Source organism: Variovorax sp. P2_H12, assembly GCF_056403395.1.
Map to the genome: position 1 here is coordinate 25,144 of NZ_JBFUFO010000051.1, position 14,907 is coordinate 40,050.

Annotated in this window: 16 protein-coding genes; 11 read left to right on the plus strand and 5 right to left on the minus strand. The window is 69.7% G+C overall.

Going from position 1 to position 14,907, the window contains the following annotated elements; translation table 11 throughout:
* Positions 1–123: 123 nt before the first annotated feature.
* Entirely contained in the window at positions 124–1,320 is a 1,197-nt protein-coding gene (locus AC1DYK_RS30490; RefSeq protein WP_478169711.1) for an acyl-CoA dehydrogenase, read from the minus strand.
* A gap of 173 nt (positions 1,321–1,493) precedes the next feature.
* On the opposite strand from AC1DYK_RS30490, the gene AC1DYK_RS30495 reads away from it, so the two are divergent.
* Both AC1DYK_RS30495 and AC1DYK_RS30500 read left to right on the plus strand, forming a co-directional pair.
* Positions 1,494–2,435 (plus strand): LysR family transcriptional regulator, encoded by a 942-nt coding sequence (locus tag AC1DYK_RS30495; RefSeq protein ID WP_478169712.1) that lies wholly within the window; start codon positions 1,494–1,496, stop codon positions 2,433–2,435.
* 28 nt (positions 2,436–2,463) lie between these two features.
* Positions 2,464–2,832: a hypothetical protein gene (locus AC1DYK_RS30500; RefSeq protein ID WP_478169713.1), complete on the plus strand. Its 369-nt coding sequence runs from the start codon at positions 2,464–2,466 to the stop codon at positions 2,830–2,832.
* 15 nt (positions 2,833–2,847) lie between these two features.
* On the opposite strand, the gene AC1DYK_RS30505 is transcribed toward AC1DYK_RS30500, so the two are convergent.
* Entirely contained in the window at positions 2,848–4,077 is a 1,230-nt protein-coding gene (locus AC1DYK_RS30505) for a CynX/NimT family MFS transporter (RefSeq protein ID WP_478169714.1), read from the minus strand.
* Positions 4,078–4,213: 136 nt separating this feature from the next.
* Here AC1DYK_RS30505 and AC1DYK_RS30510 point away from each other — a divergent pair, with 136 nt between their 5' ends.
* Positions 4,214–4,792 (plus strand): hypothetical protein, encoded by a 579-nt coding sequence (locus AC1DYK_RS30510; protein WP_478169715.1) that lies wholly within the window; start codon positions 4,214–4,216, stop codon positions 4,790–4,792.
* Here the strand turns inward: AC1DYK_RS30510 and AC1DYK_RS30515 are convergent.
* Positions 4,789–5,436 (minus strand): hypothetical protein, encoded by a 648-nt coding sequence (locus tag AC1DYK_RS30515; protein ID WP_478169716.1) that lies wholly within the window; start codon positions 5,434–5,436, stop codon positions 4,789–4,791. The two genes, AC1DYK_RS30510 and AC1DYK_RS30515, sit on opposite strands and share 4 nt — an antisense overlap.
* Positions 5,437–5,522: 86 nt before the next feature.
* On the opposite strand from AC1DYK_RS30515, the gene AC1DYK_RS30520 reads away from it, so the two are divergent.
* The 6 genes from AC1DYK_RS30520 (at position 5,523) to AC1DYK_RS30545 (ending at position 10,597) form a co-directional block, all read left to right on the plus strand.
* Entirely contained in the window at positions 5,523–6,425 is a 903-nt protein-coding gene (locus AC1DYK_RS30520) for a LysR family transcriptional regulator (protein WP_478169717.1), read from the plus strand.
* Between the two features lie 124 nt (positions 6,426–6,549).
* A complete protein-coding gene (locus AC1DYK_RS30525) occupies positions 6,550–7,965 on the plus strand; it encodes a nucleobase:cation symporter-2 family protein (protein ID WP_478169718.1) in 1,416 nt (471 codons plus the stop codon).
* 1 nt (position 7,966) lies between these two features.
* Positions 7,967–9,385 carry an 8-oxoguanine deaminase gene (locus tag AC1DYK_RS30530; protein ID WP_478169719.1) on the plus strand — a complete coding sequence of 473 codons (1,419 nt, stop codon included), beginning with the start codon at positions 7,967–7,969 and terminating at the stop codon, positions 9,383–9,385.
* A 66-nt stretch (positions 9,386–9,451) separates the two neighbouring features.
* Complete coding sequence (locus AC1DYK_RS30535; protein WP_478169720.1) at positions 9,452–9,721, plus strand: hypothetical protein; 270 nt, start codon at positions 9,452–9,454, stop codon at positions 9,719–9,721.
* 128 nt (positions 9,722–9,849) lie between these two features.
* The gene (locus AC1DYK_RS30540; RefSeq protein ID WP_478169721.1) at positions 9,850–10,131 is read left to right on the plus strand and encodes a hypothetical protein; all 282 of its coding nucleotides are present in this window, start codon (positions 9,850–9,852) and stop codon (positions 10,129–10,131) included.
* 64 nt (positions 10,132–10,195) lie between these two features.
* The gene (locus tag AC1DYK_RS30545) at positions 10,196–10,597 is read left to right on the plus strand and encodes a phage holin family protein (RefSeq protein WP_478169722.1); all 402 of its coding nucleotides are present in this window, start codon (positions 10,196–10,198) and stop codon (positions 10,595–10,597) included.
* Positions 10,598–10,686: 89 nt separating this feature from the next.
* Here the strand turns inward: AC1DYK_RS30545 and AC1DYK_RS30550 are convergent, their stop codons facing one another.
* Together AC1DYK_RS30550 and AC1DYK_RS30555 are read right to left on the minus strand one after the other, a co-directional pair.
* Positions 10,687–11,121 (minus strand): YbaY family lipoprotein, encoded by a 435-nt coding sequence (locus tag AC1DYK_RS30550; protein WP_478169723.1) that lies wholly within the window; start codon positions 11,119–11,121, stop codon positions 10,687–10,689.
* Complete coding sequence (locus AC1DYK_RS30555; RefSeq protein ID WP_478169724.1) at positions 11,118–13,139, minus strand: acetoacetate--CoA ligase; 2,022 nt, start codon at positions 13,137–13,139, stop codon at positions 11,118–11,120. Before AC1DYK_RS30555 ends, AC1DYK_RS30550 begins: the two co-directional genes overlap by 4 nt.
* Before the next feature lie 98 nt (positions 13,140–13,237).
* Between AC1DYK_RS30555 and AC1DYK_RS30560 the strand changes: the two genes are divergently transcribed.
* Together AC1DYK_RS30560 and AC1DYK_RS30565 are read left to right on the plus strand one after the other, a co-directional pair.
* On the plus strand, positions 13,238–13,963 hold the full coding sequence (locus AC1DYK_RS30560; RefSeq protein ID WP_478169725.1) for a TetR/AcrR family transcriptional regulator: 726 nt from the start codon (positions 13,238–13,240) through the stop codon (positions 13,961–13,963).
* The gene (locus AC1DYK_RS30565; protein ID WP_478169726.1) at positions 13,960–14,904 is read left to right on the plus strand and encodes an ABC transporter substrate-binding protein; all 945 of its coding nucleotides are present in this window, start codon (positions 13,960–13,962) and stop codon (positions 14,902–14,904) included. Before AC1DYK_RS30560 ends, AC1DYK_RS30565 begins: the two co-directional genes overlap by 4 nt.
* Positions 14,905–14,907: the final 3 nt, after the last annotated feature.

Genomic DNA, 14,907 nt, shown 5'->3' on the forward strand with positions numbered 1-14,907 from the left:
GGACGCACACGCGTTGCAGCTTACTTCCAGCAGGCGCGCCGCGCACGGCCGCCCGAAGCGGCCGCGCCGCCCCCTTGAGGGGGGAGGCGGCGACACGAAGTGCGCCAGCGACGGGGGTGGACCTCAATTGGCGAAGGCGGCGATGCCGGTTTGCGCGCGGCCCAGGATCAGCGCATGGATGTCGTGCGTGCCTTCGTAGGTGTTGACCACCTCGAGGTTGACCAGGTGGCGGGCCACGCCGAACTCGTCGCTGATGCCGTTGCCGCCCATCATGTCGCGGGCCAGCCGCGCGATGTCGAGCGCCTTGCCGCAGGAGTTGCGCTTGAGCAGCGAGGTGACTTCGACCGAGGCGGTGCCCTCGTCCTTCATGCGGCCCAGGCGCAGGCAGCCCTGCAGGCCCAGCGTGATCTCGGTCTGCATGTCGGCCAGCTTCTTCTGGATCAGCTGGTTGGCCGCGAGCGGGCGGCCGAACTGCTTGCGGTCGAGCGTGTACTGGCGGGCGCGGTGCCAGCAGTCCTCGGCGGCACCGAGTGCGCCCCACGAGATACCGTAGCGGGCGCTGTTGAGGCAGGTGAACGGGCCCTTCAGGCCCTGCACTTCGGGGAAGGCGTTTTCTTCGGGGCAGAACACGTTGTCCATCACGATCTCGCCGGTGATCGAGGCGCGCAGGCCGACCTTGCCGTGGATCGCCGGTGCGCTCAGGCCCTTCGCGCCCTTCTCGAGCACGAAGCCGCGGATCGGGCCGACCGTGCCGCTTTCGCTGACTTCCTTGGCCCAGACGACGAAGACGTCGGCGATCGGGCTGTTGCTGATCCACATCTTGGCGCCGCTGAGCGAATAGCCGCCGGGCACCTTCTTGGCGCGCGTGACCATGCTGCCGGGGTCGGAGCCGTGGTCGGGTTCGGTCAGGCCGAAGCAGCCGATCCACTCGCCGGTGGCGAGCTTGGGCAGGTACTTCTGCTTCTGCGCCTCGGTGCCGAATTCGTTGATCGGCACCATCACCAGCGAGCTCTGCACGCTGGCCATCGAACGGTAGCCGGAGTCGACGCGCTCGACTTCACGGGCGATCAGGCCATAGCAGACGTAGTTGAGGCCGGGACCACCGTACTGCTCGGGGATCGTCGGGCCCAGCAGGCCCAGGGCGCCCATCTCGCGGAAGATCGCCGGATCGGTCTCGCCGCTGCGAAAGCCTTCGATGACGCGCGGGGCGAGGCGCTCCTGGCAGTAGGCGTTGGCGGCATCGCGCACCATGCGCTCGTCGTCGGTGAGTTGCTGGTCGAGCAGCAGGGGGTCGTCCCAATGAAAGGCGGCGTGGGCCATGTGAAGTCTCCGTTGAGGGGTGCTGAGGTTGGCCCCGATCGTAAGCGCGGCGCATAGCGAGCGCAAACGACGATTCCACACCCAGTTATGCGTTCTGGGAACTTCAAAGCACAATAGCTCGCAGGCTTGCCATAGATGCAAGCGCCCATCCAACTATGTAACGCTCGCATACCATGCGCCGAAAGATCCCCTCCACCCAGGCCCTGATCTGCTTCGAGGCCGCCGCCCGCCATGAAAGCTACACGCGCGCCGCGCAGGAACTCGCCCTGACGCAGAGCGCGGTCTCGCGCCAGATCACCGCGCTCGAGGCCTTCCTGGGCATGGCCTTGTTCCGGCGCACCCGCCATGGCGTGGCGCTGACGCCGGCCGGAGCCGACTATGCGCGCCAGATCGCGCGCCAGCTCGACACCATGGAGCGCGACACGCTCGACGCCATGGCCCGCCAGGGCCTGGGCGGCTCGCTGCAACTGGCGGCGGTGCCGACCTTCGCGACCCGCTGGCTGATCCCGCGCCTGCCCGACTTCGCGGCGCGGCATCCCGACATCACGGTCCACATCGAGACCCGCACCCGCCCATTCCTGTTCAACGAGACCGCCTTCGATGCCGCGCTCTACACCGGCACGCCCGCGCAGACCGCCAACTGGGCCGGCACGCGGTCGACCGCGCTGCTCAACGAGGACGTGCTGCCGGTCTGCAGCCCGGCCCTGATCGCGCCGCGCGGGCAGCTCTCGCCGGCCGCCATCGCGCGGCTGCCGCTGCTGCAGCAGAGCACCCGCCCCGAGGGCTGGCGCCAATGGTTCGACGCCCAGCGCGTCGAGGCGCCGGGCGCCCACAGCGGCCCGCGCTACGAGCTGTTCTCGATGCTCGCCACCGCCGCCGCCCACGGACTGGGCGTGGCGCTGATGCCGCGCATGCTGATCGAGGCCGAACTGGCGCGGGGCGAACTGATCGTGGCCTGCGACCGGCCGCTGCGTGGCGAGCGCAGCTACTTCCTGGTGACGCCGGCGGCGCAGGACGAGCGGCCCGCGCTCACGCTTTTTCGCGAGTGGCTGCTCGCGCAGGCGTCGAACCCGGGGGCGGCTCCACCCGATGGGCCTTCGCCGGATCGCGGATGATCGCCGGTTGGAACCTTGCCGGAGGCACATGACGCTGGACTACCTGGATTTCGACTACAGCGAGGACACCGAGGGCGTCGGCGTCTTCGACGCGATGGCGAGCACCGGTGCGCAGCAGGTCCCGGCCGTGCACGCCGAGATCGTGCGCGTGCTGGAATGGGCGCACGCCGGCTTCGGCGGACCCGGCGCTCCGGTGGGTGACGGGGGCGACTGGGACTACGACCTGCAGGGCATGCAGGAGATCAACCTGCCGGAGACGATCGAGTTCGACCCGGCAGCAGGACGGCTGCGGGTGCAGGCCGGGCCGGCGGGCGCGGCCCGCCATACGCTCAGCCTGTCGATCAGCGGCACGCCTGAATTCTGCGCCGCGTTCCGCCAGGCGTTCGACCTGGGCTAGGCGCCAGTCGACGCCTCAGGATCGAGCCGGCCCGGGGCGCACGAACATCCTTCGCCCTGCGCCCCATCCGCTCCACGCCATCCCGGCGGCGATGAGGACCATCAAGACGGCCGACGATTCGAAGCTGCCGGTCCAGCCGCGCAGCAGGCCGGCGATCAGCGGGCCGGCGGCTGCGAGCACGTAGCCCCAGCCCTGCGCCATCGCCGAGAGCTGCGCGACCACGGTGTCGTCCGGTGAGCGCATCACGATCAGGCTCAACGCCAGCGCGAAGGAGCCGCCCTGGCCGCAGCCCAGCAGCACGGCCCAGAACCAGCGTCCGCCCAGCGGCGCGAACAGGAAAGCCAGCATCGACGCCAGGATGATCGCCGTCAGCCCCAGCGCCAGCCCGCGCTGGTCACGGCAGCGCGCGGCGATCGACGGCGTGACCAGGCAGGTGGCGAGCTGCACCAGGATCGACAGCGCCAGCACATAGCCGGCGGTGGTGCTGTCGAGGCCGCGTTCGCGCAGCATCGGCGGCAGCCATCCCATCACGATGTACGCGAGCGACGACTGCAGGCCCATGAAGCAGGTCACCTGCCAGGCCAGCGCATTGCGCCGCAGGCCGCCCGAATGGATGCTGGCATGGGCCGGCCGAGGCCGTGCCGCCAGCGCCCGGGGCGCCCACAGCAGCAGCACCAGCACCGCCGGCACGGCCCACGAGGCCAGCGCCAGGGTCCACGAGCCGTCGAACAGGCGCTCCAGCGGCACCGAGAAGGCGGCCGAACTGGCGGCACCGGCGCAGATGGCCAGCGTGTAGAGGCCGGTCATCATCGCGGCGCGGCTGGCGAAGTCGCGCTTGACCAGTCCCGGCAGCAGCACATTGCCGACCGCAATGCCGGCGCCTGCCAGCGCCGACGAGAAGAACAGCATCGGCAGGCTGCCGGTTCCGCGCAGCACCGTGCCGATGCAGATCAGGAGCAGGGCGCCGAGCAAGGTGCGCTCCGGACCGAAGCGGCGCGCCAGCGCCGGTGCCGGTGCCGCGAACAGGCCCAGGCACAGCAGCGGCAGCGTCGTCAGCAGGCTGGCGCCCGAGGGCGTGAGGCCGGTGTCCCGCATGACCTCGGGCAGCAGCACCGACAGGCTGCCGAACACCGGCCGCAGGTTGAACGCGATGAGGATCAGGCTGAGACCCAGCAGCAGCTGGCGCGAAGCGGTGGGAGACGAGACGCCGGCGGGCGCTTCGGACGCCCGGACGGGAGAAAGCATGGGTCGTTGTCGTTGTTGTTGTGAGCGGCGAAAACGCCAGCGACTGTAGCCCGCACCGAGTAGCCGCGCGAACTGATGGGGCAAACACCGCGCTGTTCGACCGATTCGAATGGCGCCCCCGGCTCAACAATCAAGCATGAGCACCCACAGCCTGCGCGTTACAGGACCCGCCCTGGAAACCTGCGTCCTCGGCGGCCCGATGCTCGTGCATTACGGCGATCAACACCTCGGCACCCTGGATCCGGTGCCGGTGAGCCGTGGCGGCACCGAGATCCGCATCGAGCATTTCACGCCCTCCCGCACCGAGGCGGCCCAGCGCCTCCACGGCCTGAAGATCGGCCGGATCATCCTGCTCGAACTGGTGGCGTTCATCGCCGAGCGTTTCTCGACCGTGACGCTGATCCGGTTCTGCCTGAACCGGGACATCGAGAGCTACCGCGAAGGCATCACGCTCGCGGCCGAGCGCTCCGAATTGCTGCAGGCGATGGGCGCCAGCCACATCGTGATCACGCCCAAGCCCGATGCCGGGCGGATCGGCCATTTCGTGGTCGCCGCCGCCTGGGAATACAACCAGGCCAATCTGGCCGCGCTGGGGGCGGCGCTCGAATCCGAGCGGACCGCCTACGGCGAGCGTGAACGCCTGGCCGCGGCGAGGAGCCGGCGCAAGCGCTGCTGGCTGTTCCCGCGGCGCCCGCCGTCGGTCCGCCGGCCCTAGGCCAGCTCGAGCTCGCGAAAGCAGGCCAGCATCGCGGTCACGCCGGGGGCCTTGAACGGACCCTCTCGCCAGTCCGGCGCCTCGTGGTCCATCTGGGTGCAAAGGTCCTCCCACGCCTGCGCGAGCGCGGCCCATTCCGCCACGCCGGGCTCGGCGACGCGCTGCGCCAGCAGCGGCAACGCGTGGCGCAGCGCCGGCACCTGCTCGATCAGGAGCCGGCAACGCCGGAATGCGCCCGCGTCGCGCGGCAACGCCGGCGCCGCCTGCCGATAGTGGCGCGGCCGTACGCCGGTCAGCAGCACGAACAGCGCGAGGCTCGCGGGCCCCTGCTCGCCGGCCGCGAGCCAGCGCAGCGACTGCGGGTCCAGGCGCAGCGCGGCCCGGCCCAGTTGCGCGCGCATGCGTTCGATGGCGGCGGGCGTCTCGCGCAGGCGCAGCCGCGCCAGCGCCGCGGGGCTGCCGATGACGGCGGTCGCGTCCAGCATGCGCGCCAGGCCGGCGTGCAGCAGCTCGGTGTCGTGGGCCTGCTTCATCAGCGCCAGGAATTCCGGCAGCGGCATGTGGCCATAGACCAACCTGCACCCTTCGCGCATCAGGATGCGGTAGCCCGGCTCGCCGGAATGAGGGTTGCTCCGTGTGTCCACCCCAAGCTATCGGCAGCGGCGCAGCACCTGAACAGGGGGCGTGCGAAAAAATCCGGCACGCCGGCTCGTGCAGAATCCGCGCCACCATGCACGCCAAGGTCGTCCGCTATTTCGTCGAGGTGGTTCGCGCCGGCTCGATCCGCAAGGCCGCGGAGCAGCTGCACGTGGTGCCGACGGCGGTCAACCGGCAGATCCTCAATCTCGAGGAGGCGCTGGGGGCGCCGCTGTTCGATCGCATTCACAACTCGCTCAAGCTCACGCCGGTCGGGGAAATCGTGCTCGCGCATGCGCGCAGCACGCTGCGGGACTTCGACGCCGTGCGCCAGCGCATCGAGGAAGTGCGCGGCCTGCGCGAAGGCGAGACGTCGCTGGCGACGATGGCGGGCCTGGCAGGCGCCTTCCTGCCGATGGTGGCGCAGCGCTTCCGTGCCGCCCATCCGGGCATCCGGCTGCGGCTGCTCGATCTGCCGATCGAAGCGGTCCTGCGCAGCGTTCGCGACGGCGACGCCGACCTCGGACTGGCCTATGACGTTCCCGAAAGCGCCGGTTTCCGAACCCTGTTCACGAGCGAATGGCCGATCGGCGCCGTCGTTCCGCCCGGCCATCCGCTGACCGCGCAAGCCACCACGGTGCTCTCGGAGTGCGTCGGCCACCCGCTGATCCTGCCCTCGCCCACGCTCTCGCTGCGCCCGATCCTGGACGGCGCATTCCGGCGCTCGGCGATCAGCGTCTCGCCGATCATCGAGACCACGTCGACCGCGCTGATGCGGCGACTGGTCGTTCAGGGCGCCGGCATCGCGCTGCTCAACCGGCTCGACATCGACGAGGAACGCCGTGCCGGCTCCCTGGTCTTCATGCCGTTGCGCGACACCGGCCTGTCGCCTCAGACGCTCAAGCTCGTGACGCGCGCCGGCGGCGAGCCCGAGCCGGCCTCGGGCCTGCTGGCCGGGCAGATCATCCGCTGCCTCGACAGTCTGCTGGCACCCTGAGCGCAGCGCGGCCTGTCCACTTTTTGTGGACAACATGATCGAAACAATGACTTTGCGTGTGCACGTCCTCGCTGCCTAGACTGCGGCCGCATCCAGCCTCTCGACGCACTCAGAAAGGTCCCCTATGCCTGCCACGCCATCGACGACCCAAGCCCCCGACAGCAACGCGGTCGACCAGAAGATTCCCCTTCCCCGCTGCGCAGCGCTGAGCCTGCAGCACGTGCTCGTGATGTACGCCGGCACCATCGCCGTGCCGCTGATCGTCGGCAGCGCGCTGGGGCTGTCGAAGTCGGACATCGCCTTCCTGGTCAACGCCGACCTGCTCGCCGCCGGCATCGCCACCCTGGTGCAGGCACTGGGCGTCTGGTGCTTCGGCATCCGCCTGCCGGTCATGATGGGCGTGACCTTCGCGGCGGTCGGGCCGATGATCGCGATCGGCATCGATCCCTCGCTCGGCCTGCCGGCGATCTACGGCGCGACGATCGCGGCCGGCCTCTTCGGCATCGCGGTGGCCCCGCTGATGGGCCGGCTGCTCGGGGTCTTCCCACCGCTGGTGACCGGCACCGTGATCACGCTGATCGGGGTCTCTCTGATGGGCGTGGCGATCCACTGGGCCGCCGGCGGCCAGCCGACGCAGTCCACGGTCATCGACGGTGTTCCCCATGCGGCGGCCAACCCGGCCTACGGCGATCCGGCCAGCCTGGCGATCGCCGCCGTCGTGCTGGCCGTGGTGATCGTGCTCTCGCGCTTCGGCCGCGGCCTGGTGGCCAACATCTCGGTGCTGCTCGGGATCCTGGCCGGCGTCGTGCTGTCGCTGGCGCTCGGCCGCATGCACTTCGACGGCCTCGAGGAGGCCGGCTGGCTGGCGATCACGACGCCTTTCCATTTCGGCCTGCCGCGCTTCGAGTTCGGCGCCATCGTCTCGATGTGCATCGTGATGCTGATCACGCTGGTCGAATCGACCGGCATGTTCCTGGCACTCGGCGCCATCACCGGGCGGCGGATCACGTCCGATGCGCTCACGCGCGGCCTGCGCGCCGACGGCCTGGGCACCGTGATCGGCGGCGTCTTCAATACCTTTCCCTACACCTCCTTTTCGCAGAACGTCGGGCTGGTGACCGTGACCGGCGTGCGCTCGCGCTACGTCGCCGCGCTGGCGGGCCTGTTCCTGATCACGCTCGCGCTGCTCCCGAAGGTGGCGCACATCGTGGCCTCGGTGCCCACCTTCGTGCTCGGGGGCGCGGGCATCGTGATGTTCGGCATGGTGGCGGCGACCGGGGTGCGCATCCTCGGATCGATCGACTACAGCCAGAATCGGCATGCGCTGCACGTGATCGCGATCTCGATCGGCCTCGGGCTGGTGCCGACGCTCTCGCCCAACTTCTTCCAGCACTTCCCGGCCTGGACCCATCCCCTCACGCACAGCGGTATCGTGCTCGGAACTTGCGTGGCGGTGCTGCTGAACCTCTTCTACAACGGCGTGCTGTCGAAGGAGCGCGCGCTGGCGCTCGCCGCCGGAACTTCACACGGAACCGAATGACATGAACACTTCCGCGACAGCCTCGCGCCCGCTGATCCTGCGCCACGCCGACGTGCTGGTCACCATGGACGCCGCCCGGCGCGAGATCCCCGACGGCGCGGTCGTGACCGAGGGCCCGGCTGTGGCCTGGGTCGGCGCCACCGCCGACCTGCCGCCGGTCTACGCCGAAGCGCTGGCCAGCGGCCGGGCCGAGGCGATCGACCTGCGCGGCCACGTGGTGCTGCCCGGGCTGGTCAACACGCACCACCACATGTACCAGAGCCTCACGCGCGCGGTGCCCGAAGCGCAGGATGCCGAATTGTTCGGCTGGCTCACCAGCCTCTATCTGCTGTGGGCCCGCATCACGCCCGAGATGATCCGGGTCTCGACGCAGACCGCGATGGCCGAGTTGATGCTTTCCGGCTGCACCACGACCAGCGACCATCTCTACCTGTTTCCGAACGGTTCGCGGCTCGACGACTCGATCGAGGCCGCCGACGCGATGGGCATGCGCTTCCACGCCGCGCGCGGAAGCATGAGCGTGGGCAAGAGCCTCGGCGGCCTGCCGCCCGACGAGGTGGTCGAGACCGAAGCCGCGATCCTGCGCGACAGCGAGCGCCTGATCGGCCGCTGGCACGACCCCTCGCGCCACGCGATGCGCCGCATCGTGCTCGCGCCCTGCTCGCCGTTCTCGGTCTCGCGCGACCTGATGCGGCTGTCGGCCGAACTCGCGCGCGAGCGCGGCGTCTCGCTGCACACCCACCTGGCGGAGAACGACAACGACATCGCCTATTCGCGCGAGAAGTTCGGCATGACGCCGGCCGAGTACGCCGAGGACCTGGGCTGGGTCGGCCGCGACGTCTGGCATGCCCACTGCGTCAAGCTCGACGAGGCCGGCATCGCCCTCTTCGGCCGCACCGGCACCGGCGTGGCGCATTGCCCGTGCTCGAACATGCGGCTGGCCTCGGGCATCGCGCCGATCGGCGCGATGCGGCGCGCCGGCGTGCCGGTGGGCCTGGGCGTCGACGGCAGCGCCTCGAACGACGGCGCCCACCTGCTGGGCGAAGCGCGCCAGGCCATGCTGCTGCAGCGCGTGGGTTTCGGCCCGGCCGCGATGACCGCCCGGGAGGCGCTGGAGATCGCCACCCTCGGCGGCGCCCGCGTGCTCGGCCGCGACGACATCGGCGCGCTCGCGCCGGGCATGTCGGCCGACATCGTGGCGTTCGACCTGCGCGGGGTCGCGCACGCGGGCGCCGGCCACGACCCGGTGGCCGCGCTGGTGTTCTGCCAGCCTGGCGCCGCGGCACTGAACGTGATCAACGGCCGGGTGCGGATCCGCGACGGGCGCTTCGCCGATCTGGAACTCGCCCCTCTGCTCGAGCGCCACCGCGAACTGGCCCGCACGCTGTACGAAAGAGCACGCCATCCGCATGTGATTTGACGCTGGAACACGGTGGCCGCGCAGGGGTATGCTGTCCCGGCCCCAAGCCCGGGGCCAGGAACCCTGATGGACGAACCAGACTGCAGCCTCGAACTTTCGCTGGCCCTGCCCGAGGGCTGGACCTTCAGCCTCCAGCTCAAGCGCGGCGAAGACCAGTCCTACGGCGGCCTCGCGGAGCTGCACGAGAACGGCGTGCTGCGCTGCCGCATGCTGCTGTCCAACCTGGACAGCGACCGCAAGGTGGCGTTGGACCGCGTGGCGACGCGCGTGGAACTCTGGCTCGCCGAGTGGCAGTCCCGGGACCACAGCGGCAACTCGGGTTTCGCCGACCTCTAGACTGCGCCGTTGCCGATCGGGCCTCACTCACGGTTTTCGGTGATGGCGCAACTGCGCATCTCTTTGTATGGTCGAGAGTTCCGCTCCGGCGGGCGGACCGTCGAATGAAGTTATGGGAAGAGTGAGTCATGCAGCCTGAGGTCGAGATCACGAAACGCGAGGACGGCCATTTCAACGCGTACGTCGGAATCGGCGACGGCACCCGCCGCTATGCGCGCGAAGGCCTGCCGTCGGTCGCCGAATGCCTGCAGGACGCGGCGGCGGCCCTGGGAGCCGAGTTCAGTTATGCGACCGTGATCTACGACCGCCTGCGCCTCGGCAGCTACCCGGTGGCCGTCATGGAACATCGTGCGTTCGAGGTCGCCGACGAATTGCTGACCAAGCTCTCGAACCGTCGCCATCGGGCCTGACGGCGCCGCCCGCAGCGGCCGCCGATATGATCGCGGCTCCATTCCCGAAACCGCGAGCCGCTACATGCTGAACTCCCTGGCGCCCTTCCTGCTGCACTGGGCCATCACCGCCCTTTCGCTCTGGGTGGCAAGCTACATCTTTCGCGGGATCAAGTTCGAAAGCACCGGATCGCTGGTGATCTCCGCGCTGCTGCTGGGCTTCGCCAACGCGGTGGTCAAGCCGCTGCTGATCGTGCTGACCCTCCCGCTGACGCTGCTGACCTTCGGCCTGTTCCTGCTGGTGATCAACGCGCTGATGATCCTGCTGGTGTCGGCGCTGGTGCGCGGCTTCAAGGTGTCCGGCTTCTGGACCGCGATGTTCGCGAGCATCTTCATTTCGCTGCTGAGCATCTTCCTCGGCGCACTGGTGGACACCGGCGGCCCCGATGCGATCCAGATGCCCTCGAGCTCCGGCAACTGGTTGTAGCTGTTGCTCGCCCCCAGGTTGCCCCGCACTTCGTGTCGGGGCGCCAGGCTGCGCCGGCCGGAACCAGCGGCCACACGAAGTGCGCCAACCTATCGCTCCACCCTCACCAGCATGAGGCTGGCGGTGTTGCCCTGCCGCTGGGTCAGCACGGGGTGCGAAGTGTCGGTGATGAACAGCAGCCGATCGCCCTGAAGGATGCGGGCGGAGACCGTGTAGCGCATGCGCGGATCGATGCGTGCCGGATCGACGCTCAGTTCGAACGTGAAAGGCACCTGGTTGCCGCCGGCGCGCAAGCGCTGCTCGGCGAGCACCACGGCGGCCACGTCCATGCGCGAGACGTCCAGCAGTTGCACCACGATCTCGGCCGAGGGGTCGAGCGCGATGCGTTCGCGGTAGGCGACGGAGCCGGTCACCCGCAGCGGCGCGGCTGCCTCCGGCGTCGAGGCGCCCGGCGGCGCTGCGCACGCCGTCAAAAGAACGGCCCCGGCAGCACCGAGAAGAAACAGGATCGTGCGTTTTTTCATGCGGCCGGATTGTGCGCCTGCGCATGCTGCGCCGCGAACGCGACGTACCAGTCGAGGCTGCCCGGGTTGGCCATCGCCTCGCGGTTCACGACCTTGTCGATGGGCTGGCCCAGCAGCAGCTTCTTGATCGGCAGCTCCTGCTTCTTGCCCGACAGCGTGCGCGGGATCTCGGCCACCTGGAAGGTGTCGTCGGGCACGAAGCGCGGCGACAGCGACGTGCGGATCGCCTGGTGGATGCGGCCGCGCAGCGCGTCGTCGAGCACCGCGCCCTCGCGCAGCACCACGAACAGCGGCATGTAGCTCTCGCGGCCCAGGTATTCGAGGTCGACCACCATCGAGTCGAGCACCTCCGGCAAGGCTTCGACCGCGTTGTAGATCTCGCTGGTGCCCATGCGCAGGCCCTGGCGGTTGATGGTGGCGTCGCTACGGCCGTAGATGATGCAGCCGCCGTCCTCGCCGATCCGGATCCAGTCGCCGTGGCGCCAGACGCCCGGGTAGGTGTCGAAGTAGCTCGACAGATAGCGCGCGTTGCCTTCGTCGCCCCAGAAGCAGAGCGGCATCGACGGGATGGGTTGCGTGCAGACCAGTTCGCCGACCTCGCCGATCACGGGCTGGCCGGCCTCGTTCCAGGCCTCGACCGCGGCGCCGAGGAAGCGGCACTGCATCTGGCCCGGAACTTCGGGCAACTCGCGGTTGCCGCCGACGAAGGCGCCGCAGAAATCCGTGCCGCCGGAAATGTTGTACCACCAGACCGTGGGCGCGCCGGCCGCCAGCAGCTGCGCCGTGCCCCAGCGCTGCACCTCCTCGGCCAAGGGGGAGCCGGTGCTGCCCAGCGCCCGGACGCGCGCGAGATCGCCGCAGTCCTTCGCCTCGAGGCCGGCCTTCATGCAGCTGGCGAAATAGGCCGCGCCTGCGCCGAAGAAGCTGACCCGGTGCCTGGCGACGAAGCGCCACAGCACGCCCCAGTCGGGCTTCTCGCGGCTGCCGGCCGGGTGGCCGTCGTAGATGCAGATGGTCGATCCGAAAGCCAGGCCCGAGAGCTGCGAGTTCCACATCACCCAGCCAGTCGAGCTGTACCAGTGGTAGCGCTCGCCGAAGTTATTGGCGCCATAGCTCGGACCGAGGTCGTGATGCAGGCCGCCGGCGTACATGTTGACGATGATGCCGCCCTGCCCGTGCACGATCGGCTTGGGCAGGCCGGTGGTGCCGCTCGAGTAGACGATCCAGACCGGGTGGTCGAAAGGCAGCCATTCGGGCTCGAAGGCCGCGACCTCGGCATCGTCGCGCGCCACGGCGGCGGTCCATTCGGCATCGGCCGCGACCTGCTGCGCGGCGTAAGGCGTCTTCAGCAGCACCAGCCGGCCCACGCTGGGCAGCGAGGCGCGCAGCTCCTGCACCACGGCGCTGCGATCCAGCGGCTTGCCGCCGTAATGCACGCCGTCGGCGGCGATCAGCAGCTTGGGCTCGATCTGGCGGAATCGGTCGACCACCGCGGCGGTGCCCATGTCCGGCGCGCAGACGCTCCAGATCGCACCGACGCTGGAACAGCCCAGGAAGGCGATCAAGGTCTCCGGTACGTTCGGCAGGTAGGCCGCGACGCGGTCGCCGCGCCCGACGCCGAGCGCGCGCAACGTCAGCGCGAAGGCATGGACCTGGCGCCGAAGCTCGGGCCAGGACATCTCGCGCACCTCGCCCCGCTCGTTCTCGCTCACGACGGCCGGCATGCCCGCCGCATGCGCCGCGTCCACATGGCGCAGCACCTCGCGTGCGTAGTTCACCTGGGCGCCCGGGAACCAACGCGCGCCGGGCATGCGCGCCTCGGCCAGCACGGCGCTGGCCGGCGTCGGCGACTGCATGCCGCTGAAATCCCAGATGCTCTGCCAGAAGGCCGGCAGGTCCGTGACCGACCAGCGCCACAGCGCGTCATAGGTGTCGAAGCTCAGGCCGCGCGTGTCGCGCAGCCACTCCCGGTACAGGCGGATCCGGGGAACGAAGGGGGCGGGGGTTGTTGGGTTCACCCCCGCAGCCTAACGCGGCGGGCGCCGGCGCAGCAATGCGGGAAAGCACAGGGTTTGTACGAGTGTTCAATAAGTTTGTACGATCGTTCAATCGCGCCATGGTCCAACGCGCCGCGCCCGTTCGCAAATCGCTCCGCCGCAGCGCCGCGCCAGCCGCCGAGGGCGCGCGGCCCGACCGCCGGCAGGCGATCCTGCTGGCAGCCGAAAAACTTTTCGCCCAGCACGGCTACCACGTGGTGTCGATCCGGCAGATCGCCGACGAGGCCGGCGTGCCGCTGGCGCTGGTGGGCTATTACTTCGGGCCCAAGCACGAGCTCTTCCACGCGATCTTCGCGCACTGGAACCACACCATCGAAGAGCGGCTCGAAGGCCTGCGGGCGGTGCGCAACGACCCGGCCGACCCGCGCACGTTGCCGCGCATCATCGAGGCCTTCACCGGCCCGGTGCTGGCCCTGCGCGCGAGCGCCGAGGGCGAGTTCTACGCGCTGCTGGTGGCGCGCGAGCTCTACCACGCGACCGAGGAAGTCGACCGCGTGCTGCGCGGCTACTTCGATCCGCTGGCCGAGGCCTACATCGACGCCCTGCACATCGCCCTGCCGCACGCCACGCGCGGCCAGGTCGCCTGGGGCTACCAGTTCGCGCTGGGCGCGCTGCTGCATCACCTGAATGACACCCGCATCGAACGGCTGTCGCATGGCGAGAACCGCCGCGGCGATCCGGCCGCAGCACCGATGCTCGTGAGCTTCATCGTCGGCGGCCTGCGCGCCGCGCTGCCGCGACCCCGGACCCCGCAGAAAAAACCCCACACCAGGAGACAGACATGATGAAACGACGCAGCCTGCTGTCGGCGATGAGCGCCGCCGCCCTCGGCGCCGCCCTGCCCGCGCGCGCCCAATCCGCCACCCGGATCGTGTTCGGCTACACCGCGGTGACCGACTTCGCCTCTGTCTTCGTGGCCGCCGAGGAGGGCCACTTCAAGAAGCGCAACCTCGATGTCGAGCTCAAGTTCATTCCGCTGAACTCCACCATTCCGGCCGCGCTGCAGTCCGACTCGCTGCAGATCGGCGGGCCGACGCCCTCGGTGTTCCTGCAGGCGGTCGATGGCGGCCTCGACCTGATGGTGGTGGCGGGCGGCGGCCTCACCTCCAAGACCATCACCGGCTTCGGACTGGTGGCGCGCGCGGGCTCGGGCATCAGGACCGCGCAGGACTGCGTGGGCAAGAAGATCGGCGTGCCTGGCCTCGGCGCCTTCCTGCACGTGACCTTCCGCGCCTACCTGAAGGACAACGGCGTCGACTACCGCAAGGTGAACTTCGTCGAGGCCGCCTTTGCGCAGCACGGCGACCTGCTGCGCGGCGGCTCGGTCGACGCTGTGGTGTCGGCGGACCCGTTCATGAGCCGCATCACCGACAGCGGCGCCGGCTACGTGGCCTCGTACTACTCGACCTTCTTGCCCGAGGGCAACCAGACCATCATCCACGCCGCCAAGCGCGAATGGGTGCAGCAGAACGCCGCCGCGGCGCGCGGCTTCCGCGAGGCGGTGCAGGAGGGCGCAGCCTTCATGCAGCAGCCGAAGAACGACGCCCGGGTCCGCGCCAGCATCGGCAAGTACATCAAGCTGCCGCCGGAGGTGCTGGCCAAGGTGCAGATCTCGCCGCCGGGTGCGCTGGTGAGCGACAAGCAGCTCGCCTACTGGGTCGGCCTAATGAACGACCAGGGCATGCTGAAGACCCCGATCGAGGTCTCGAAACTGGTCGCGAGGTGAACG